We start from the raw sequence: 17,691 nt of genomic DNA on the forward strand, positions 1-17,691 counted from the left end.
CATGCTCGATTCCAAACTGTTACGTAGCAACCTTCAGGACGTAGCGGACCGCCTGGCATCCCGTGGCTACACGCTGGATGTTGCGCGCATCGAAGCGCTGGAAGAACAGCGCAAGACCGTCCAGACCCGTACCGAAGCACTGCAGGCTGAACGTAACGCGCGCTCCAAGTCCATCGGTCAGGCCAAGCAGCGCGGTGAAGACATCGCGCCGTTGATGGCGGACGTCGAGCGCATGGCGGGTGAGTTGAGCGCCGGTAAAGTCGAGCTGGACGCGATTCAGACCGAGCTGGACTCGATCCTGCTGGGCATCCCGAACCTGCCGCACGAATCGGTGCCGGTCGGCGATGACGAAGAAGGCAACGTTGAAGTGCGCCGCTGGGGCACGCCTAAAGCCTTCGATTTCCCGGTTCAGGACCACGTGGCCCTGGGCGAGAAGTTCGGCTGGCTGGACTTCGAAACCGCCGCCAAGCTGTCCGGTGCCCGTTTCGCCCTGCTGCGTGGCCCGATCGCCCGTCTGCACCGTGCGCTGGCACAGTTCATGATCAACCTGCACATCAACGAACACGGTTACGAAGAGGCTTACACCCCGTACCTGGTGCAGGCGCCTGCATTGCAGGGCACCGGTCAACTGCCGAAGTTCGAAGAAGACCTGTTCAAGATCAGTCGCGAAGGCGAAGCCGATCTGTACTTGATCCCGACCGCTGAAGTGTCGCTGACCAACATCGTTTCTGGCGAGATCGTCGATTCGAAGCTGCTGCCGATCAAGTTCGTGGCGCACACGCCGTGCTTCCGCAGCGAGGCCGGTGCATCGGGTCGCGATACTCGCGGCATGATCCGTCAGCACCAGTTCGACAAGGTCGAGATGGTCCAGATCGTTGAACCATCGACCTCGATGGAAGCGCTGGAAGGCCTGACCGCCAACGCCGAGAAAGTCCTGCAACTGCTGGAACTGCCGTATCGCACTCTGGCGCTGTGCACTGGCGACATGGGCTTCAGCGCGGTCAAGACTTACGACCTGGAAGTATGGATTCCGAGCCAGGACAAATACCGCGAGATTTCGTCGTGCTCCAACTGCGGCGATTTCCAGGCCCGCCGCATGCAAGCGCGTTTCCGCAACCCGGAAACCGGCAAGCCTGAGCTGGTTCACACCCTGAACGGTTCCGGCCTGGCGGTCGGTCGTACTCTGGTGGCGGTGCTCGAGAACTACCAGCAGGCCGACGGTTCGATCCGTGTGCCTGAGGTGCTCAAGCCGTACATGGGTGGCCTTGAGGTCATCGGCTAAATGGACTATCTGCCGCTGTTTCATAACCTTCGCGGCAGTCGTGTATTGGTCGTCGGCGGCGGGGAGATTGCCTTGCGCAAATCCCGCCTGCTGGCCGAAGCCGGTGCGCTGCTGCGGGTGGTCGCGCCTGAAATCGAACCGCAACTGCGCGAGCTAGTGGTCGGCAGCGGTGGCGAGTGCCTCGTGCGTGGCTACGCCGAGACTGATCTGGACGGTTGCGGGCTGATCATCGCCGCCACCGACGACGAACCGCTGAACGCGCAAGTCTCCGCCGATGCCCATCGGCGTTGCGTGCCGGTCAACGTGGTCGATGCGCCAGCCCTGTGCAGCGTGATCTTTCCGGCGATCGTCGACCGTTCCCCATTGATCATTGCGGTGTCCAGCGGCGGCGATGCGCCGGTGCTGGCGCGGTTGATTCGCGCCAAGCTGGAAACCTGGATCCCTTCCACCTACGGTCAACTGGCCGGTCTGGCGGCGCGTTTCCGCACTCAGGTCAAAGGTCTGTTTCCGGATGTGCAGCAGCGCCGGGCGTTCTGGGAGGATGTATTCCAGGGCCCGATTGCCGACCGGCAATTGGCCGGGCAGGGCGCGGAGGCCGAGCGCTTGATGCTGGCGAAAATCAATGGCGAAGCACCTGTCGCTACCGGCGAGGTTTATCTGGTGGGCGCCGGGCCGGGTGACCCCGACCTGTTGACCTTCCGCGCCTTGCGTCTGATGCAGCAAGCCGATGTGGTGCTGTATGACCGTCTGGTGGCGCCGGCGATTCTGGATTTATGCCGTCGCGATGCCGAGCGGGTCTACGTCGGCAAGCGTCGCGCCGATCACGCCGTGCCTCAGGAAAAGATCAACCAGCATCTGGTGGATCTGGCCAAGGCCGGCAAGCGCGTGGTGCGGTTGAAGGGCGGCGATCCGTTTATCTTCGGGCGCGGCGGTGAAGAGATCGAAGAGCTGGCGGCCCATGGCATCCCGTTTCAAGTCGTACCGGGCATCACCGCCGCCAGCGGTTGCGCGGCGTATGCCGGGATTCCGCTGACTCACCGCGATTACGCACAATCGGTGCGATTCGTCACCGGGCACCTCAAGGACGGTTCCACCGACTTGCCGTGGGCCGACCTGGTCGCGCCGGCGCAAACCCTGGTGTTTTACATGGGGTTGGTGGGCTTGCCGATCATCTGTGAGCAGTTGATCAAGCACGGTCGCGCGGCCGATACCCCGGCGGCGTTGATCCAGCAGGGCACCACGGTCAATCAGCGGGTATTTACCGGTACTTTGGCTGACCTTCCGCGACTGGTGGCGGAGCATGAAGTGCATGCGCCGACGCTGGTGATTGTTGGGGAAGTGGTGCAACTGCGCGAGAAATTGGCGTGGTTCGAAGGGGCCCAGGCGCAGGTCTAGAGACCGAGTCGCCCTCATCGCGGGCAAGCCCGCTCCCACAGGTTTTTGGTGAAGCTGCAATCTTTGGCATCACACAAATCCCTGTGGGAGCGGGCTTGCCCGCGATGAGGCCCTCAAAGCCTGTACGAATTCAGATCCTGCGCCAAACCCCTTTCCCATTCAACCGCGCCCGATCATGCGCCACAGTGAAGTCCTGCGCCGGCCCTTTAGGCACGATCCCGGTCGGATTGATGGTCTTGTGGCTGCCGTAGTAGTGGTTCTTGATGTGCTCAAAACTCACCGTTTCGGCTATCCCCGGCCACTGATACATCTCCCGTAGCCAGTTCGACAGATTCGGATAATCGGCAATCCGTCGCAGGTTGCACTTGAAGTGCCCGAAGTACACCGCATCGAAGCGAATCATCGTAGTGAACAGCCGAATATCCGCTTCCGTCAGGTACTCACCCGTCAGGTACCGGTTCGCGCCCAGCAGCTGCTCCAGCCGATCCAGCTCACCAAACAACTCATCGAACGCTTCTTCATAAGCCTGCTGCGACGTAGCAAACCCTGCGCGATAGACGCCGTTATTCACCGCTGGATAAATCCGCTCGTTCAATGCATCGATCTCAGCCCGCAATGGCGCCGGGTAGAAATCCAGGTCATTGCCGGTCAACTCATCAAAAGCGCTGTTGAACATGCGGATGATCTCCGCCGATTCATTGTTGACGATGCAATTCGTCTGCTTGTCCCAGAGCACCGGCACAGTGACGCGGCCGGTGTAGTTGGCGCTATCGACGGTATAGCGTTGATGCAGGAAGTTGAAGTGATCGAGCTTGTCACCGGTCGAGCCCAGGTTCCTGTCAAAGGTCCAGCCATTTTCCAGCATCAACCAACTGACCACCGAGACATCGATCAGGTTTTCCAGGCCTTTGAGCTTACGCAGGATCAGCGTGCGATGAGCCCATGGGCAGGCGAGGGAGACGTAGAGGTGATAGCGACCGGCCTCGGCGGAAAAACCACCGACGCCGGTCGGGCCTGGCTTGCCGTCAGCGGTCAGCCAGTTGCGACGCTGTGCCTGTTCACGCTGGAACGTGCCGTCCTTGCTTTCATACCACTGATCTTGCCAGCGGCCTTCGACTAACAAACCCATGTTCAAAACTCCTCAACCGATAAGCGTTGGAGAGGAGTCTATGCGCATAGGTTCGAACAAAAAGCGCAAAGGTTGGGCGTTTATGATCGGTTAAATCGATCGGTCCCTTGCATCCCAATATTGCTGGGCGGTTTCGAACGCTTGCTCGCGGGTCTGGCCGAGGCCGCGCAACGCCAGGGCCATGGTCGAGATCAACGCCATTTGCGGGTAGCTATCGACCACGTCGCCACGCCACACCGCTTTCAAATGCTCGGGATCAAGGCTCGCCGGTTTGACGTGGCGCTGGGTCGACAGCTGTGGCCATTCTTCATCCCAGCTTTCGCCGCCGGTGGTGCCATACAGGTGGCTGTCGGCGTCCGGATTGATCTCGATTTCGCCGCCATCACCCTTGATGACGATGGCGGTGTCGCCCAGCAAACCGCTGGCATCGCGATGTACGGCCTGATAGCCAGGGTGAAAAATGCTTTGCAGACCGCAGCGAGCGCCCAGCGGGTTGAGAATCCGCGTCAGGGAATGGATCGGCGAGCGCAGGCCCAAGGTGTTGCGCAGGTCAATCATCCGCTGAAGTTGCGGAGCCCAGTCCACCAATGGCATGAACGCCAGACCGCCCTGATCGAGCGCAGTGCCGACCTGCTGCCAGTTACGGCACAGTGGAATATTCAGCGTCTCGAGCAGTTGCTCGCTGTACAGACGACCGGCCGTGTGGGCGCCGCCGCCGTGCATGAAGATGCGCACGCCGTTCTGTGCCAGGCACTTTGCCGCCAGCAGGTACCACGGCAGATGACGCTTCTTGCCGGCATACGTCGGCCAGTCCAGATCGACCGTCAACGCCGGTGGATTCAGGCGTTCACGCAAGGCTTCGGTGAACCCGGCCATTTCCTCGGCGCTTTCTTCCTTGTGCCGCAACAGCATCAGGAACGCGCCGAGCTGGGTGTCCTCGACCTTTTCATCGAGCACCATGCCCATGGCTTGGCGGGCCTCCTCGCGAGTCAGGTCGCGGGCACCGCGTTTGCCCTTGCCAAGAATCCGCACGAACTGGGCAAACGGGTGCTCGGCGGGCGTTTCGAGGGTCAATGCTGGATAGTCGGTCATAAGCAATTCGTCGGTTTGGGCAGGCCCGCCAGTTTCGCGGCGAGTTTGGCAGGGGTGCCTTTGAACAGTCGGTTCAGGTGCAGGCTGTTGCCCTTGTCGGGGCCGAGTTTCAATGCGGTGTACTTGATCAGCGGGCGGGTCGCCGGGGACAGTTGGAATTCGTCGTAGAAACGACGCAGCAGTTCGAGGATCTCCCAGTGTTCCGGGCTCAACTCGATGTCTTCTGCCGCGGCGAGGGCGGCGGCCACCTCGGCAGACCAGTCACTCAGTTCGACCAGGAAACCGTCCTTGTCCAGTTCAATGGCGCGTGCGCCGACCGTCAGGGATTTCATAGCCAACTGTTGACCTTGTCGTAGTGAATCGACAGCTCGACGAAGGCCGGGTAATCGATGGCCTTGGCCCAATCTGGCACCTCCAGAGCCCGTGCTTGAGCATCTTCGGCCAGCACGAACAGTTTCAGGCTGCGAGCCTGCAGCGTGCGCAATGGTGCGGTGCCTGGCTGCAAGGCATAAGCCGCATCGCCGCTCAGCAGCAGCGCATCGTCGGCGCCGATCACGCGCAGGCAACTGCTCAGGCGGTCGTCGCCGAAAGGGGAATGAGACAACACATGCAAAGTCGACATCAGAGGGTGATCACTTGGTCGTAACGGTCAATGAGGGCGGTGATTTCCTGGGCGGCCAACACCTGGACTTCTTCAAGCGCCAGACCTTTTGGGTCCAGACCACGGGCCGCGGCGCTTTCACCGCACACGAACAGGTCTTCGACACCAAACATCGGCAAGGCTTGCAGGTTGGCGCTCAGGTCTTTCTGTTGCAACGCCTTGGCGTCCTGTTTCGCGGCGAGCTGGAACACGCCGTCATCGAGAAACAGCAGGCCGATCGGCAGATCGAAGGCACCGCCGGCCAGCACGATGTCCAGCGCTTCTCGCGCATTAGGCCCGGACCACGGCGCCTGACGGCTGATAATCAGCAAGGATTTAGCCATCTCACGCGCCTCCGAAACAGATCAAGCGGTCAGCGTCCTGCACCGCGTCATGCAGCTGGCCGAGGCCGGACAATTCCCACGGTGCACCCACCGCTACCGCTTCACGCTGATAGCGCTGGGCTTCTTCCTCGTTCAACACCCCACGGCGCAGGGCGGCGGCAATGCAGACCACGCCATCGAGTTGATGCTCGCTGACAAAGTTGCGCCATTGCTTGGGCAAATCCTGCTCGTCCTGAGGCGTGACCACGCTGCCGGACGCGTTGTAGACGCCATCCTGATAGAAAAACAGCCGGACAATCTCATGCCCGCCGGCCAGCGCAGCTTGAGCAAACAGCAAGGCGCGGCGCGAGGAGGGCGCATGGGCGGCGGAAAACAGCGCAATGGCAAACTTCATGACGGACTCGATCAGCAAAACTGCGGCCATGATAAAGCTTTATCGGCGGGGCGGCGAAGGGGTTTACTCGTAGACCGAGTCGCTGCCATCGCGAGCCTGCTCGCGATAGCGGAGTGTCAGGCAACATCAATGTTGAATGTGATAACCCAATCAGCGCGGCATATACCCCAACTGCCAACGCCGCGGAATTTTCAACGACAGCACCCCTAGCGCCCCGGCCAGCAGGCCACTGACAAACAGCGCCTTGAGCCCCAGATGCTGTTCCAGCAGCGCCCCAATCACCGCGCCGGCAAACATCCCGGTCCACGGGATCAACTGCACCCGCCAGCCATTGCGCCGCTCGCCAAGCATCCACCGCCCCAGCCCACGACCAAACCGCGACAACGCGCCAGTGACGTAAGTCAGACCGACGGGCAGTCCATTCACCTCTTCCACGGCGGCATTGAGCATGCCCATGGCAATGATCGTCGCCAGCAGTGCCGGCAGTTGCATGTCATAGGGCCAGGCTGCGGCGCCGCAGAGCAACGTGGCGATGCACAGCATCAATGGCAACGCCCGTCGGCCGCCGAAACGGCTGACGACAATACCCAAGGCATTGCCGATGACGAACGTGGCCACGAGAATCAGCAGGCGCAGGGTCAGCCCGATGTCGCCATCGCTGATCGCTACGGCAAGGCGGGTGGTGTTACCGCTCATGAAGGACACGAAGTCGCCGCTGGCCATGAAGCCGATGGCATCGGTCATGCCGGCGAGTACCGACAAACCGGCGACCAGCGACAGGCCGATGCGTCCGCGCCATTTATGAGTATGCAGATGGCCCGGCGTGGCCCGGGTGCCTGAAGGAGAAGGCAGCATTGAAGAGGACTTCCTTGAGCAGCGATGATTACTTGGCTAACCCATATAACTCGCAATACTCCAGCCAGTCCATGCCGGCCATTTCCGCGACTTCCTTATGCACCTCCAGGCGTTGGGCCTGGTAGTCCTCAGGCGTGGCGGCAGTCAGTTGCAGCGTCAGCTCCCAGGCAAACAAACCCAGGCGCTCGGCCTCGGCTTCGAACGCTTCATGCAAGCGCTCGTCGCGGTACTGCGCCACCGTCACGCCCTTGGCCTGGGCCAACAGTGGATTCAGGTTATCCAGTTCGATGCGCAGCTCAGGATGCTCATCGAAAAACTTCTTCAGCGCCTGCTCGTGTTGCTGTTCGGTTGCCGCCATGGTCACTCCTTAGAAGACTGCTTTTTGCTCGCCTTGGCGGCCGCGGCCAGACACTCCAGAGCAAACTGCTCGGGGTAGGTCATCTGGATCGGCGTGGTTTCGCCTTTGACGGTTCTTTCGCCATCGAGAATGTAGCGAATCCGCTTGTCGGTGACGCCAATTCGCTTGGCGATCCAGGAAGGCGTCTGGCCGATCTGGCTGATCAGCTTGTCGGCGTATTCAGCGGTCGGTTTGTAGTATTCGGCGTTGGGTGTCATGACCTTTCCAGAAAAATGCGCCCGGAAAAATGGGCGATGCGGCGTTAATGGCGCGACAGGGTGCGCGAATCGTTGCGCGGTGTCGCGGTATAAATGAAGTAAAGCAGAACGATACGCCGTGCCGCGGTGATACAGTCCGCTTTTTCTTGATGAGCGAACGCAATGCGAATTCTGATGGTGGCGCTGGCCGCAACCTTGCTGGCGGGCTGCGCCGGATCGGCGATGAATGACGCCCGCACCAAAACCCCGTACAAAACCCTGACCTCGGACAAACCGGAAAAAGTCGTCGCCCAGTGCGTGCAGTTTGCATGGCAGGACGAAGCGGTGTTCGGCGTCGATGCGGGCGCGTATTTGCAGCCAGGCAAAAAGGGTGGCTCGACGGTCTACACCCGTTCGGCCGAGTCCTTCGTGGACGTGACTACCGACGCCTCGGGTACCGCGTTGAGCTACTACGCGCAGCACGACGATTTTGTCGCCAAGCGCCGATTGGCGGCGTTGGCGACCTGCCTCTGAGTTGATGGGCCACGCACCTTCCCTGTGGGAGCGAGCCTGCTCGCGATAGCGGTGGGTCAGTCACGACATTGTTGAATGATAAACCGCTATCGCGAGCAGGCTCGCTCCCACAATTGTCCGGTGTCGATCACATAAATGGGCCTGCTTCCACAGGATCAGGCGTCGTTTATCAAACGCTTCTGGAAAAAGAAGCGCTTGTGGCCCGGCGGGTAATCGGCGATGTGCCCCAACTCGCTGTAGCCGTGCTTCTTGTAAAACTCCGGCGCCTGGAAGTCGAAGGTGTCCAGCCAGATCCCCACGCATTCCTTTTCCCGCGCCAGGTCTTCGGCCATCTGCATCAGCTTCGAGCCCATCCCTTGTCCCCGGGCCAGCTCCGGTACCGACAACAACTCAATGAAAAACCACTGGTAAAACACTCGGCCATAAAGCCCGCCGAGAATCTCGTTGCTGTCATTGCGTACCAGCAAAGCAATCTGCTCCGACACCGTGGCCCCGGCCTTTGAGGCGTTGTAGGCGCGCAGCGGTGTGAGGATCGCCTCGCGCTCCTCCTGAGTGGCGTTTTTCGACAATTCGATTCGCAGGGTCATAGGCAACACATCCTTATGGCAGTGAACACGGAGCCTATCCCGGTTGCGGCGATTGTTCTATCCCCCGATGCCCAAGGAACCCCCGGGGCCCCGGGAATGTCTAGCCTGAACAGCATCATTGTTAAACGCAGCCGTTGAGGGCAACCCGTGAACATTTTTGAAGCCTTGCGCGAAAGCCACGACCGTCAGCGCCGCTATGCCGATGCACTGATTCAAACCCGTGGCGACACCCCGGAACGGGTCGAGGCTTACAAGCGGCTCAAATCCGAGCTTCAGGCCCACGAAACCGCTGAAGAACGCCATTTCTACATGCCGCTCATGGAGTTCGACAACGGCGTGAATCTTAGCCGCCACGCCATCTCCGAACACCACGAAATGGACGAGATGATGGAAGCGCTGGATTCGACCGAAATGTCCAGTCCGTCCTGGTTGGCAACGGCGAAAAACTCTCGGAGAAGGTCCATCACCACCTCAAAGAGGAGGAGCAGAAGTTCTTTCAGATGGCCGGCAAGTTACTCGACGACCAACAGAAAGAAACCCTCGCCGGGCAGTATCAGAAAGAATACAAGGCGCAACTTTCCTGAGGATGAAAGCGCCGCAATGCTGTTCACTCAAGAGGGTCTGGAGTCAGTAAGAACGTGTGGCGAGGGAGCTTGCTCCGTAAGTGCGCGGCCAACACACCTTGCCAGCAAGGTGAAATGATTTGAATCCAATGCGCTCCTTGTAGAGAATCGCCATCTTTGCCTCGAAAGGATGCGCGATGAAGTTCGAAGGGACTTACCAATACATGGGCAATCACGGGATCGTCTTCAACGTCTCGCAGATCACCCTCACCGACAGCGAACGCGGACGCCTGCGCGAGCTGTATTTTGGTGAGGCGAAAAGCGCCCACTATGAGGTCAACAGCAAGGTCGTCGAGGTGTACGACAAGATGCAGGCCAAGAGCTTGCCGTGCCTGATGATGATCGGCATCTCCAAGCCGCTGACCCGGCAACAGGGCGATGTCCTCAATGCCCAACGCACCAAGATCGCCAACCTGGCCGCCTCCGCCTTCGGTGGCGCTGCCGGTACTGTGGGCGGTTTAGCCGGACCTGCAGGCAGTGTCGCCGCAGGTACTGTTGTAACGGCGGGTGTGCGCTCGTACGTCAATGACGCTCTGCCCACCTACCATGCTGGCGACGTCATCGTCAGCATCCAGGCGCAGGTCAATGGTGGGATTGGCCCACAGCGCTCTTCCGAATCCCTGATCATCAAGACCTGAGTGGGGCTGCACATGTCCGAAATTACCCAGACGGCAATCGTTGTGGCGCTGGCCTTTCTACTTGATCGGTTTCTTAAGCCGTACCCGCTGCGCAAGTGGCTAGGGGTGACGCTGGTGGTGGCAGGCGCAATCGGCTGCGTTGCAGTGAGCCAGACCCAGTTGCTGGGCTTTGACTTGGGATTGATGTCGGTCCTTGCCGTGCCGGTTGGCGCGGGGCTGTTCGTGACCAGGCGGCGGTTCGAGCAGATTGGCTGAAGGTCAGGAAGGTGTGTTGACCGGACGAGCCCAGCGGGAGCAAGCTCCCTCGCCACAGGTTTCTCTGACTCAAGATTCTCTTGGGAGCGCCATTACGGCAGTCGCCGGGCTTTTCTGTTTTCGCCTAACATGGACGCTTTCTGACGAACATAAGGATGGATTGTCATGTCGAACACAGCCGAGCGGGTCAACATCATCGAGTCCCGGGTGCTGTCCCACGACTGGTATCTGCTGAAAAAAATCACCTTCGATTACTTGCGCAACAACGGCGACTGGCAGCGTCAGACTCGCGAGGTCTATGACCGCGGCAATGGCGCGGCGATTCTGCTGTTCAATCGCGAGAAGAAAACCGTCGTACTGACTCGCCAGTTCAGGCTGCCGGTGTTCGTCAACGGCCATGATGGTTTGCTGATTGAAGTGGCTGCCGGGCTGTTGGAAGGCGCTGCGCCTGAAGAGCGTATTAGGGCTGAAGCCGAAGAAGAAACAGGCTATCGCGTCCACCATGTGCAGAAGGTTTTCGAAGCCTACATGAGCCCCGGTTCGGTGACTGAAAAGCTGCATTTCTTCATGGCCGAGTACGATGCCTCTTCGAAAGTCAGCGATGGCGGCGGGCTGGAGGAAGAAACCGAAGAACTGGAAGTGCTGGAGTGGCCATTCGATGACGCGCTGGCGGCGTTCTATCGTGGGGAGATCTGCGATGCCAAGACAATCATGCTGCTTCAGTATGCAGCGATGAAAGATGTCTTCGGACCGGTTTGAGCCGGCTGCTCACAGCACTGCGGTTTCAGCAGTTTGCAAGAGGGGTCGGCTCCAACCTGCCTGCGGATGCAGTACAAGGGCGAACCGATTATGGCCAACGGGGATTTGGCGGGACTTGCCCTCCTGTGTAATTCCTGTGAGATGTCCCCTGTCTTTTTATAGGGGGCGTTAGCTAAACAAATCATCCATCCTGCCAGCCCCGTGGCACTCGTACCCCTCCAGCGTCAGCAACCGCTCTTTTGCCTCAAGCCCGCCGGCAAACCCCGTCAATTTCCCTGATGCTCCGATCACCCGATGACACGGCGCGATAATCGATATCGGGTTTTTTCCGTTGGCCGCCCCCACCGCACGAACCGCACTGGGATTGCCGATCTGCCGGGCAATTTCGCTGTAGCTGCGCGTTTCGCCAAACGGAATGGTCAGTAACACCTGCCACACCTTCTGCTGAAATTCCGTCCCGGCAAAATCGAGTTCCAGCTCGAAACGGTTACGCGTGCCGGCGAAGTATTCCTGCAACTGCTGCGCGGTGCGCACCAGGATCGGGTTGTCTGCTGCTTCAGTCATCGGCCCAAGCCTTACCCGGCCCGGTTTGTCGTTTTCCCAGAGGATAGCCGCCAGTCGCGCGCCTTTCGCCACCAGTTTCAATTCGCCGACCGGAGACGCCAGGGTGGTGAAGGTATAGTGCATGCCGGCGGACTCCGTAAAAGTGCTGAACAGGGGGCCCAGCATACTGCCTCGTCGGGGAGGCGCAATACGCAATCCCAGCCATACTTGCCTACTGCTCTTGAACCGTTCCCTCTGTTTTTGACAGAGCCTAAAAACAAAAAGAGACCGACTCATGAAGTTCGAACCTTTTACCAAATCGCTCGTGGCAACCACATTGGCGCTGAGTTGCCTGACGGCCCACGCGGCCTCCGTCGCCCCGGTCGCAGCCGAAAACGGTATGGTCGTCACCGCCCAGCATCTGGCCAGCCACGTCGGCGTCGATGTGCTCAAGAATGGCGGCAACGCCGTCGACGCCGCCGTTGCGGTAGGTTATGCGCTGGCGGTGGTGTACCCCGCGGCGGGCAACCTGGGCGGTGGTGGTTTCATGACGATTCAATTGGCGGACGGGCGCAAGACCTTCCTCGACTTCCGTGAAAAAGCCCCGCTGGCCGCGACCCCCGACATGTATCTCGACAAAGCAGGCAACGTCGTCCCGGACCTGAGTACCCGCGGCCATCTTGCCGTTGGCGTGCCGGGCACCGTTTCGGGCATGGAGCTGGCCCTGAAGAAATACGGTACTAAACCGCGCAAGGAAGTGATCGCCCCGGCAATCAAGCTTGCCGAAGACGGTTTTGTGCTGGAGCAGGGCGATGTCGACTTGCTGGAGTACGCCACCGACGTCTTCAAGAAAGACATGCGCGACTCGGGCTCGATCTTCCTGAGCAATGGTGAGCCGATGCAGGTCGGCCAGAAACTCGTACAAAAAGACTTGAGCAAAACCCTGCGGGAAATTTCCGAGAAGGGCGCCGACGGTTTCTATAAAGGCTGGGTGGCCGACGCCATTGTCACCTCCAGTCAGGCCAACAAGGGCATCATCACCCAGGCCGACCTCGACAAATACCAGACCCGCGAACTGGCGCCGATCGAGTGCGATTACCGCGGCTATCACGTGGTCTCGGCGCCACCGCCAAGCTCCGGTGGCGTGGTGATCTGCGAGATCATGAACATCCTCGACGGCTACCCGATGAAAGACCTGGGCTACCGCTCGGCCCAGGCCATGCACTACCAGATCGAAGCGATGCGCCACGCGTATGTGGACCGCAACAGCTACCTCGGCGACCCGGATTTCGTGAAAAATCCGATCGCTCATTTGCTGGATAAAAACTACGCGACCAAAATCCGCGAAGTCATCGACCCGCAAAAGGCCGGCGTATCCCGCGAGATCAAACCCGGCGTAGCGCCCCATGAAGGCAGCAATACCACCCATTACTCAATCGTCGACAAATGGGGCAATGCGGTGTCGGTGACCTACACCCTTAACGACTGGTTCGGCGCCGGCGTGATGGCGAGCAAAACCGGGGTCATCCTCAACGATGAAATGGACGACTTCACCTCGAAAATCGGCGTGCCGAACATGTACGGTCTAGTGCAGGGCGAAGCCAACGCCATCGCCCCCGGCAAGGCACCGCTGTCGTCCATGAGCCCGACCATCGTCACCAAGGACGGCAAGGTCGTCATGGTCGTCGGCACTCCCGGTGGCAGTCGCATCATCACCGCAACCCTGCTGACCATCCTCAACGTGATCGACTACGGCATGAACATCCAGGAAGCGGTGGATGCGCCGCGTTTCCACCAGCAATGGCTGCCGGAAGAAACCAACCTGGAGAACTTCGCCATCAGTCCGGATACGAAGAAAATGCTCGAAAGTTGGGGGCACAAATTTGCCAAGCCGCAGGACCCCAACCATATCGCAGCTATTCTGGTAGGTGCGCCTTCGCTGGAAGGCAAGCCAGTGGGCAAGAACCGCTTCTATGGAGCGAACGATCCACGGCGTAATACCGGGTTGTCACTCGGTTACTAAAAACAGGCGATCACCGGCCACCTGAACTCCCCGGGTGGCCCTGATCCCCGATTCTCGAACGCAGCCTCGACAGCTGCTACAGACCAGAAAGGGAGTTGTAATCCATCGTTCTACCGACCTATCTAAGGAAGGAAGCCATGAGCACCGCACTTCTGATCATTGATGTCCAACGCGCGCTGTGCACCGGCGAGTATGAATGCTTCGACATCCAGCGCGTCATCGACACCATCAACGATCTCAGCACCAAAGCCCGGGCCGCCGACATCCCGGTCATCCTGATCCAGCACGAAGAAGAGGGCGACCTGCTGCAATACGGCAGCGAAGGCTGGCAACTGGCCGACGATCTGAAGACTTCACCCCAAGACCTGCGCGTGCGCAAAACCACTCCGGATTCGTTTTACCAGACCCACTTGCATGAACAGCTGCAAGAACTGGAAGCCGACCGCCTGATCATCTGCGGCCTGCAAACCGACTACTGCGTTAACGCCACCGTTCGCCAGGCGCATCAATTGGGCTACGACGTCGTGCTGGTGGCTGACGCCCATTCCACCATCGACAACGGCACGATGAGCGCCGAAGACATCATCGCCGAACACAACAAGGATCTGGCGCACCTGACCGGCTCCGTGGCACGGATCGATGTTATGGCGGCCAGTGAAATCAATCTCTAAAAACAACGCCAGCCCCGTGGCGAGCGAGCTTGCGCGCCTGGGGCTGGACGCAATCGCTGCGCCTATGGCATGGTCAAAAAAATAATACGCCATGCAGCGAACAGGATCAGAACGATGGAGGAGGGTGATGAGGTCGGCGTCGAGACGTCGATGGCAACGCTGCAAGCGTTCAATCATTGCGTATTGCACCTGGGGCGCCTTGCCCGAGATCGCGGGGCATCCCGGTTCATCACCGACGGCCTGCAGGCCTTTAGCCAACTGGTGCCCTTCGCTTCAGCCTGGTGGGGCGAGATGTCTGCGTCAGGTGTCGATGTTTCGCCCAGAAACTGGATGCATGGGCGAATCAATCTGCCCGAGTCGTTTGCCGCCGAGTGGCACACGTGTGCGCGCAACGATAAATTCTCCCATGACACCATGAGTCGACCCGCTGAGGTCGTGCGCGACAGCGGTTTCACCGACCCCAATGAAGAAGTGAACGCCTTCGCTCGGCGCCACGACCTCTACTACCTGATGTGCGTCACCTTCGAGTTACCCGAAAGCGGCTTGATGTTCTTTGTCTGTCTCTACCGAGGCATTGATGCCTCGGCTTTCAGCGACAGCGAGGCCGATCTGTTTTCGGCCTTCTGCGACCATCTGTTGCAGCTATGGCGATTCCAGGTGCAGGACATGATCCGCTTCGACACGGGCAACGGGGCGTCTGACTTTGGCGTCGCGCGCATGGACGGCAGCTTGCTGTACGTGGGGGCAACGCTGTGTGCAGCCATCGAACGTGAGTTACCCGGCTGGAACGGTTCAACGCTTCCCGCGCAGGTGATCGCGCAACTGCAAAAGGCACCCTGCGTCATGCGCCTGGGTCGCTGCGCCCTGACACTGAGCCCTAATGCCGAGCACGTCATCCTGTCGCTCGAAGCCCAGTCGCGCGGGGCGATGCTTGCGCCACGCGAGCGCACGGTAGCGATGCTGTTTGCCGCCGGCCATTCCTACAAGGAAATTGCCAAAATCCTGGAGTTGAGTCCTGCGACAGTGCGCACCTATCTGCGCAACTGCTACCTGCAACTGGGCGTGAAGAGCAAGGTGGAACTGGGGGCGGTGCTGCGTTCAGCGACCTCGCTCGCGGATGTGACGCGCCGCGATTAAATCCGCCTACAACGCGCGGCCTGTAGGAGCGAGCGATCCGACTTGCCCGCGAAGGCACCTTTAAGACGAAGGCTTATTAAGCCGCCCATCAAGGGCAAAAGGCTCTTGCAACACCAACTCGTACAACCCATTAGCCAACTGCGGGTTCATCAACAAATTCCAGCTATGCGGCGAGACACTGGAAGGGACCAACACAAAGGGGTACACACTTAACAGGTCCGCACCGAACTGTTGCTGGCTGCGACTTGGGGTGCCCGGTACCAGCCAATTAGAGTTTGCAATGCTTTCGGGCTGCACCACATAAATCCTGGACGGGTTCAGCACTCGGGCCTGCGTAAGACGATGGGGCTTGCAATCCAGCGCGTCGAAATTTTTATGCACCGCAACTTCAAGGATGGCCGTAGAGGCATCCAGGGCTGCATAAACCGTGGCCATACCTTTAGGGTTCCAGCGCCCACCGACTTTTTCAGCCCCGATACCCGAATTCCAAGAGGGGGCATACTCAGCGGGATCAAGGCGCCAGAAGTGAATCTCACTGCTCAAAGGGTCTTTTGCCATCAATAGACCCCGTACTCAATGCGCGTCAGAAAGTCAGTCACCAACTCATACCCGACCGAATTTGAAATCAGGTCGATGGGCGTTTCACCATCCAGACCCCGCGCAGGTTTGACCATCCACTGCTCGGCAAGCTCACGCGAACCCAGCACATCCGTTGCCTTTTCCAAGACCTCCGCATAGTTGAGCGCTCGCGTGCTTTGCTCCGCGGTCAACGCTTCATTGGGCGTTTTCAGCCGCCGCGCTAGCGTGCGATCAGATGCACCAACGATTCTCGACAGCACGCCGCGTTGCTTATACACCTCGCTGTTTTCGATCATGTCGAGCACCGACTGCAGCGGGAAACCGTTTTTAACGGCCCTGTAAATCTCCATACGATCATCGCTATTTTTTCCAGAAAGCAAGACCGCAACCATTGGGGGCACGCTACTCGAACCCGGCATTGCCACCTTCGCCGCGCGCTCGCCATTACTCAAGACGGTTACGGCAACATTTGATTCGCGTGGTTCAACCTTTCTTTTTTGGCTGGCATCTTTGACAGCCTCGTCGACTACAACATCTTTTTTCTTGGCGCTCATGGCAGTCTCCGCCGATTTGTCATCTGGCATAAACTATAGTGCCAAATGGCAGAAAAGACCTAATCCAACACTGTTTGCCTACAACGCGCCCTTTGTAGGAGCGAGCGGTGCGGCGATCCGACTTGCCCGCGAAGGCGTCAGGTCTGGCATACCGCGTTATCGTTCTTCGCGGGCAAGCCTCGCTCCTACAAGGGGAATGGAGCTCACGTTTCTAAGGAGTATCGATTTTATCCAGCACCCGGTTCGCGGTGATCTCCGCCACCATGATGCTGTTTGAAATGCCCAGCAGGGCGTAGCGCGACTCACCCTCCAGATGATCCACCAACTGATGGACCATCACATCGACCGAGGCCAGCGTCTCGACCAAAAAAACCGCCAGGGTTTCGGCTGTGGCTTCTGGGTTCACGGAAAGCATAGTGCTGGGTCTACGCGCGGTGGCTTTGATGTCGGCATTCGACGGGAAGTGGAAGTTGAGGGCGCGTTCGGCGGCCTCGTTGAGTTTTTTTGAATCGAGAGATTCATAGGGGGACGCCGGGTCTGTGACCGGCGGGTTCGGCGTTATCTTGAACATATTTCGTGCTCCAAAGTAGTGGAGCCGTCACCGAATCGCTGCTAAACGAAGGTGGTAGCTGTGCGCAGGTTAGCAGACCGGGGAGACACGAAACCGGCGCGCCCGAGGGCGCCCTGCGCACAGCTACCATGAAGTGCAGGCATGAAATTACCTGACTGTCTGGAATGCAAATGCGCTTCGTATCACCACGGGCTGCTAAACCCGATCACTGATGGGCAGTGACGGGAATCAAGTTACCGAGCGGGTCCAAAGCGCACAAGCCGGCGGATTCTGGTGCAGCCGTAGGCAACGGCGCAAGGTTTTGTAGCTTTCAGGAAGTAACTTTGAGGTCTTTTAAACAGTCTCTTCGATCAATGTTGACTGTGCCTCGGTCTTCGCGGGCAAGCCCGCTCCCGCAGGTTCTGCGTCCTAACAAGCGACTTGGCAAGGACCACCAGATCGGCCCCCTGTCATTTAATTACCTCACCCCCCTCATTTGTAGAGGTCCATCCG

At 59.3% G+C, this 17,691-nt stretch carries 23 protein-coding genes and 2 pseudogenes; 11 read left to right on the forward strand and 14 right to left on the reverse strand.

The genetic code is table 11. The features are described from left to right. Window position 1 precedes the first annotated feature (1 nt). Together serS and cysG are read left to right on the forward strand one after the other, a co-directional pair. Complete coding sequence (gene serS, locus AB4O41_RS27010; RefSeq protein ID WP_460145368.1) at window positions 2-1,282, forward strand: serine--tRNA ligase; 1,281 nt, start codon at window positions 2-4, stop codon at window positions 1,280-1,282. Continuing rightward, entirely contained in the window at window positions 1,283-2,677 is a 1,395-nt protein-coding gene (gene cysG, locus AB4O41_RS27015) for a siroheme synthase CysG (RefSeq protein WP_460145369.1), read from the forward strand. It abuts the gene before it with no gap. 130 nt (window positions 2,678-2,807) lie between these two features. On the opposite strand, the gene AB4O41_RS27020 is transcribed toward cysG, so the two are convergent. The 9 genes from AB4O41_RS27020 to AB4O41_RS27060 form a co-directional block, all read right to left on the reverse strand. Beyond that, window positions 2,808-3,806, reverse strand: a complete 999-nt coding sequence (locus AB4O41_RS27020; protein ID WP_460145370.1) for a glutathione S-transferase family protein — start codon at window positions 3,804-3,806, stop codon at window positions 2,808-2,810. Between the two features lie 90 nt (window positions 3,807-3,896). Further along, window positions 3,897-4,898, reverse strand: a complete 1,002-nt coding sequence (locus tag AB4O41_RS27025; RefSeq protein WP_460145371.1) for a glycosyl transferase family protein — start codon at window positions 4,896-4,898, stop codon at window positions 3,897-3,899. Continuing rightward, window positions 4,895-5,230, reverse strand: coding sequence for a TusE/DsrC/DsvC family sulfur relay protein (locus AB4O41_RS27030; protein ID WP_095053183.1), 336 nt, complete (start codon window positions 5,228-5,230; stop codon window positions 4,895-4,897). The genes AB4O41_RS27025 and AB4O41_RS27030 overlap by 4 nt, the downstream gene beginning before the upstream one ends. Continuing rightward, window positions 5,227-5,520 carry a sulfurtransferase complex subunit TusB gene (gene tusB / locus AB4O41_RS27035; protein WP_460145372.1) on the reverse strand — a complete coding sequence of 98 codons (294 nt, stop codon included), beginning with the start codon at window positions 5,518-5,520 and terminating at the stop codon, window positions 5,227-5,229. The genes AB4O41_RS27030 and tusB overlap by 4 nt, the downstream gene beginning before the upstream one ends. Further along, entirely contained in the window at window positions 5,520-5,882 is a 363-nt protein-coding gene (gene tusC / locus AB4O41_RS27040; protein ID WP_460145373.1) for a sulfurtransferase complex subunit TusC, read from the reverse strand. Before tusC ends, tusB begins: the two co-directional genes overlap by 1 nt. Before the next feature lies 1 nt (window position 5,883). Continuing rightward, on the reverse strand, window positions 5,884-6,276 hold the full coding sequence (tusD, locus tag AB4O41_RS27045; RefSeq protein WP_064621317.1) for a sulfurtransferase complex subunit TusD: 393 nt from the start codon (window positions 6,274-6,276) through the stop codon (window positions 5,884-5,886). A gap of 150 nt (window positions 6,277-6,426) precedes the next feature. Next, window positions 6,427-7,131: a YoaK family protein gene (locus tag AB4O41_RS27050; RefSeq protein WP_460145374.1), complete on the reverse strand. Its 705-nt coding sequence runs from the start codon at window positions 7,129-7,131 to the stop codon at window positions 6,427-6,429. 28 nt (window positions 7,132-7,159) lie between these two features. Beyond that, complete coding sequence (locus tag AB4O41_RS27055; RefSeq protein ID WP_460145375.1) at window positions 7,160-7,489, reverse strand: DUF6388 family protein; 330 nt, start codon at window positions 7,487-7,489, stop codon at window positions 7,160-7,162. 2 nt (window positions 7,490-7,491) lie between these two features. After that, entirely contained in the window at window positions 7,492-7,746 is a 255-nt protein-coding gene (locus tag AB4O41_RS27060; RefSeq protein ID WP_008008546.1) for a hypothetical protein, read from the reverse strand. A 162-nt stretch (window positions 7,747-7,908) separates the two neighbouring features. On the opposite strand from AB4O41_RS27060, the gene AB4O41_RS27065 reads away from it, so the two are divergent. Beyond that, window positions 7,909-8,259, forward strand: coding sequence for a hypothetical protein (locus tag AB4O41_RS27065; protein WP_007904889.1), 351 nt, complete (start codon window positions 7,909-7,911; stop codon window positions 8,257-8,259). A gap of 155 nt (window positions 8,260-8,414) precedes the next feature. On the opposite strand, the gene AB4O41_RS27070 is transcribed toward AB4O41_RS27065, so the two are convergent. Next, the gene (locus tag AB4O41_RS27070; protein ID WP_460145376.1) at window positions 8,415-8,846 is read right to left on the reverse strand and encodes a GNAT family N-acetyltransferase; all 432 of its coding nucleotides are present in this window, start codon (window positions 8,844-8,846) and stop codon (window positions 8,415-8,417) included. A 147-nt stretch (window positions 8,847-8,993) separates the two neighbouring features. On the opposite strand from AB4O41_RS27070, the pseudogene AB4O41_RS27075 reads away from it, so the two are divergent. From AB4O41_RS27075 to AB4O41_RS27095, 5 genes and pseudogenes are all read left to right on the forward strand, one after another. Further along, window positions 8,994-9,430, forward strand: a pseudogene (locus AB4O41_RS27075) (hemerythrin domain-containing protein). Window positions 9,431-9,606: 176 nt separating this feature from the next. Then, window positions 9,607-10,107, forward strand: a complete 501-nt coding sequence (locus AB4O41_RS27080; RefSeq protein ID WP_460145377.1) for a hypothetical protein — start codon at window positions 9,607-9,609, stop codon at window positions 10,105-10,107. 12 nt (window positions 10,108-10,119) lie between these two features. Then, complete coding sequence (locus tag AB4O41_RS27085) at window positions 10,120-10,362, forward strand: hypothetical protein (protein WP_460145378.1); 243 nt, start codon at window positions 10,120-10,122, stop codon at window positions 10,360-10,362. A 165-nt stretch (window positions 10,363-10,527) separates the two neighbouring features. After that, window positions 10,528-11,121 (forward strand): NUDIX domain-containing protein, encoded by a 594-nt coding sequence (locus tag AB4O41_RS27090; protein ID WP_460145379.1) that lies wholly within the window; start codon window positions 10,528-10,530, stop codon window positions 11,119-11,121. Between the two features lie 38 nt (window positions 11,122-11,159). Next, a pseudogene (locus AB4O41_RS27095) lies at window positions 11,160-11,249 on the forward strand (phosphatidylethanolamine-binding protein); the annotation flags it as partial. Window positions 11,250-11,289: 40 nt separating this feature from the next. Here AB4O41_RS27095 and AB4O41_RS27100 read toward each other — a convergent pair. Beyond that, complete coding sequence (locus AB4O41_RS27100; RefSeq protein WP_460148430.1) at window positions 11,290-11,808, reverse strand: methylated-DNA--[protein]-cysteine S-methyltransferase; 519 nt, start codon at window positions 11,806-11,808, stop codon at window positions 11,290-11,292. A 151-nt stretch (window positions 11,809-11,959) separates the two neighbouring features. On the opposite strand from AB4O41_RS27100, the gene ggt reads away from it, so the two are divergent. The 3 genes from ggt to AB4O41_RS27115 all read left to right on the forward strand — a co-directional run bounded on the left by ggt (window position 11,960) and on the right by AB4O41_RS27115 (window position 15,495). Beyond that, window positions 11,960-13,687 (forward strand): gamma-glutamyltransferase, encoded by a 1,728-nt coding sequence (ggt, locus tag AB4O41_RS27105; protein ID WP_460145380.1) that lies wholly within the window; start codon window positions 11,960-11,962, stop codon window positions 13,685-13,687. Window positions 13,688-13,824: 137 nt separating this feature from the next. Then, a complete protein-coding gene (locus tag AB4O41_RS27110; RefSeq protein ID WP_460145381.1) occupies window positions 13,825-14,358 on the forward strand; it encodes a cysteine hydrolase family protein in 534 nt (177 codons plus the stop codon). Window positions 14,359-14,472: 114 nt separating this feature from the next. Beyond that, on the forward strand, window positions 14,473-15,495 hold the full coding sequence (locus tag AB4O41_RS27115; RefSeq protein WP_460148431.1) for a helix-turn-helix transcriptional regulator: 1,023 nt from the start codon (window positions 14,473-14,475) through the stop codon (window positions 15,493-15,495). A gap of 60 nt (window positions 15,496-15,555) precedes the next feature. Here AB4O41_RS27115 and AB4O41_RS27120 read toward each other — a convergent pair whose 3' ends face one another. The 3 genes from AB4O41_RS27120 to AB4O41_RS27130 all read right to left on the reverse strand — a co-directional run bounded on the left by AB4O41_RS27120 (window position 15,556) and on the right by AB4O41_RS27130 (window position 17,199). Then, on the reverse strand, window positions 15,556-16,053 hold the full coding sequence (locus AB4O41_RS27120; protein WP_460145382.1) for an RES family NAD+ phosphorylase: 498 nt from the start codon (window positions 16,051-16,053) through the stop codon (window positions 15,556-15,558). Then, a complete protein-coding gene (gene parS, locus AB4O41_RS27125) occupies window positions 16,053-16,628 on the reverse strand; it encodes a type II RES/Xre toxin-antitoxin system antitoxin (RefSeq protein ID WP_460145383.1) in 576 nt (191 codons plus the stop codon). Before parS ends, AB4O41_RS27120 begins: the two co-directional genes overlap by 1 nt. A gap of 211 nt (window positions 16,629-16,839) precedes the next feature. Further along, the gene (locus tag AB4O41_RS27130; protein WP_460145384.1) at window positions 16,840-17,199 is read right to left on the reverse strand and encodes a DUF6124 family protein; all 360 of its coding nucleotides are present in this window, start codon (window positions 17,197-17,199) and stop codon (window positions 16,840-16,842) included. Window positions 17,200-17,691 lie beyond the last annotated feature (492 nt).

This window comes from Pseudomonas sp. S2_A02, from assembly GCF_054668495.1.

Coding starts and splice junctions, on each gene's coding strand:
- serS (WP_460145368.1), top strand. CDS start 2: ATGCTCGATTCCAAACTGTTACGTAGCAACCTTCAGGACGTAGCGGAC.
- cysG (WP_460145369.1), top strand. CDS start 1,283: ATGGACTATCTGCCGCTGTTTCATAACCTTCGCGGCAGTCGTGTATTG.
- AB4O41_RS27020 (WP_460145370.1), bottom strand. CDS start 3,806: ATGGGTTTGTTAGTCGAAGGCCGCTGGCAAGATCAGTGGTATGAAAGC.
- AB4O41_RS27025 (WP_460145371.1), bottom strand. CDS start 4,898: ATGACCGACTATCCAGCATTGACCCTCGAAACGCCCGCCGAGCACCCG.
- AB4O41_RS27030 (WP_095053183.1), bottom strand. CDS start 5,230: ATGAAATCCCTGACGGTCGGCGCACGCGCCATTGAACTGGACAAGGAC.
- tusB (WP_460145372.1), bottom strand. CDS start 5,520: ATGTCGACTTTGCATGTGTTGTCTCATTCCCCTTTCGGCGACGACCGC.
- tusC (WP_460145373.1), bottom strand. CDS start 5,882: ATGGCTAAATCCTTGCTGATTATCAGCCGTCAGGCGCCGTGGTCCGGG.
- tusD (WP_064621317.1), bottom strand. CDS start 6,276: ATGAAGTTTGCCATTGCGCTGTTTTCCGCCGCCCATGCGCCCTCCTCG.
- AB4O41_RS27050 (WP_460145374.1), bottom strand. CDS start 7,131: ATGCTGCCTTCTCCTTCAGGCACCCGGGCCACGCCGGGCCATCTGCAT.
- AB4O41_RS27055 (WP_460145375.1), bottom strand. CDS start 7,489: ATGGCGGCAACCGAACAGCAACACGAGCAGGCGCTGAAGAAGTTTTTC.
- AB4O41_RS27060 (WP_008008546.1), bottom strand. CDS start 7,746: ATGACACCCAACGCCGAATACTACAAACCGACCGCTGAATACGCCGAC.
- AB4O41_RS27065 (WP_007904889.1), top strand. CDS start 7,909: ATGCGAATTCTGATGGTGGCGCTGGCCGCAACCTTGCTGGCGGGCTGC.
- AB4O41_RS27070 (WP_460145376.1), bottom strand. CDS start 8,846: ATGACCCTGCGAATCGAATTGTCGAAAAACGCCACTCAGGAGGAGCGC.
- AB4O41_RS27080 (WP_460145377.1), top strand. CDS start 9,607: ATGAAGTTCGAAGGGACTTACCAATACATGGGCAATCACGGGATCGTC.
- AB4O41_RS27085 (WP_460145378.1), top strand. CDS start 10,120: ATGTCCGAAATTACCCAGACGGCAATCGTTGTGGCGCTGGCCTTTCTA.
- AB4O41_RS27090 (WP_460145379.1), top strand. CDS start 10,528: ATGTCGAACACAGCCGAGCGGGTCAACATCATCGAGTCCCGGGTGCTG.
- AB4O41_RS27100 (WP_460148430.1), bottom strand. CDS start 11,808: ATGCACTATACCTTCACCACCCTGGCGTCTCCGGTCGGCGAATTGAAA.
- ggt (WP_460145380.1), top strand. CDS start 11,960: ATGAAGTTCGAACCTTTTACCAAATCGCTCGTGGCAACCACATTGGCG.
- AB4O41_RS27110 (WP_460145381.1), top strand. CDS start 13,825: ATGAGCACCGCACTTCTGATCATTGATGTCCAACGCGCGCTGTGCACC.
- AB4O41_RS27115 (WP_460148431.1), top strand. CDS start 14,473: ATGGAGGAGGGTGATGAGGTCGGCGTCGAGACGTCGATGGCAACGCTG.
- AB4O41_RS27120 (WP_460145382.1), bottom strand. CDS start 16,053: ATGGCAAAAGACCCTTTGAGCAGTGAGATTCACTTCTGGCGCCTTGAT.
- parS (WP_460145383.1), bottom strand. CDS start 16,628: ATGAGCGCCAAGAAAAAAGATGTTGTAGTCGACGAGGCTGTCAAAGAT.
- AB4O41_RS27130 (WP_460145384.1), bottom strand. CDS start 17,199: ATGTTCAAGATAACGCCGAACCCGCCGGTCACAGACCCGGCGTCCCCC.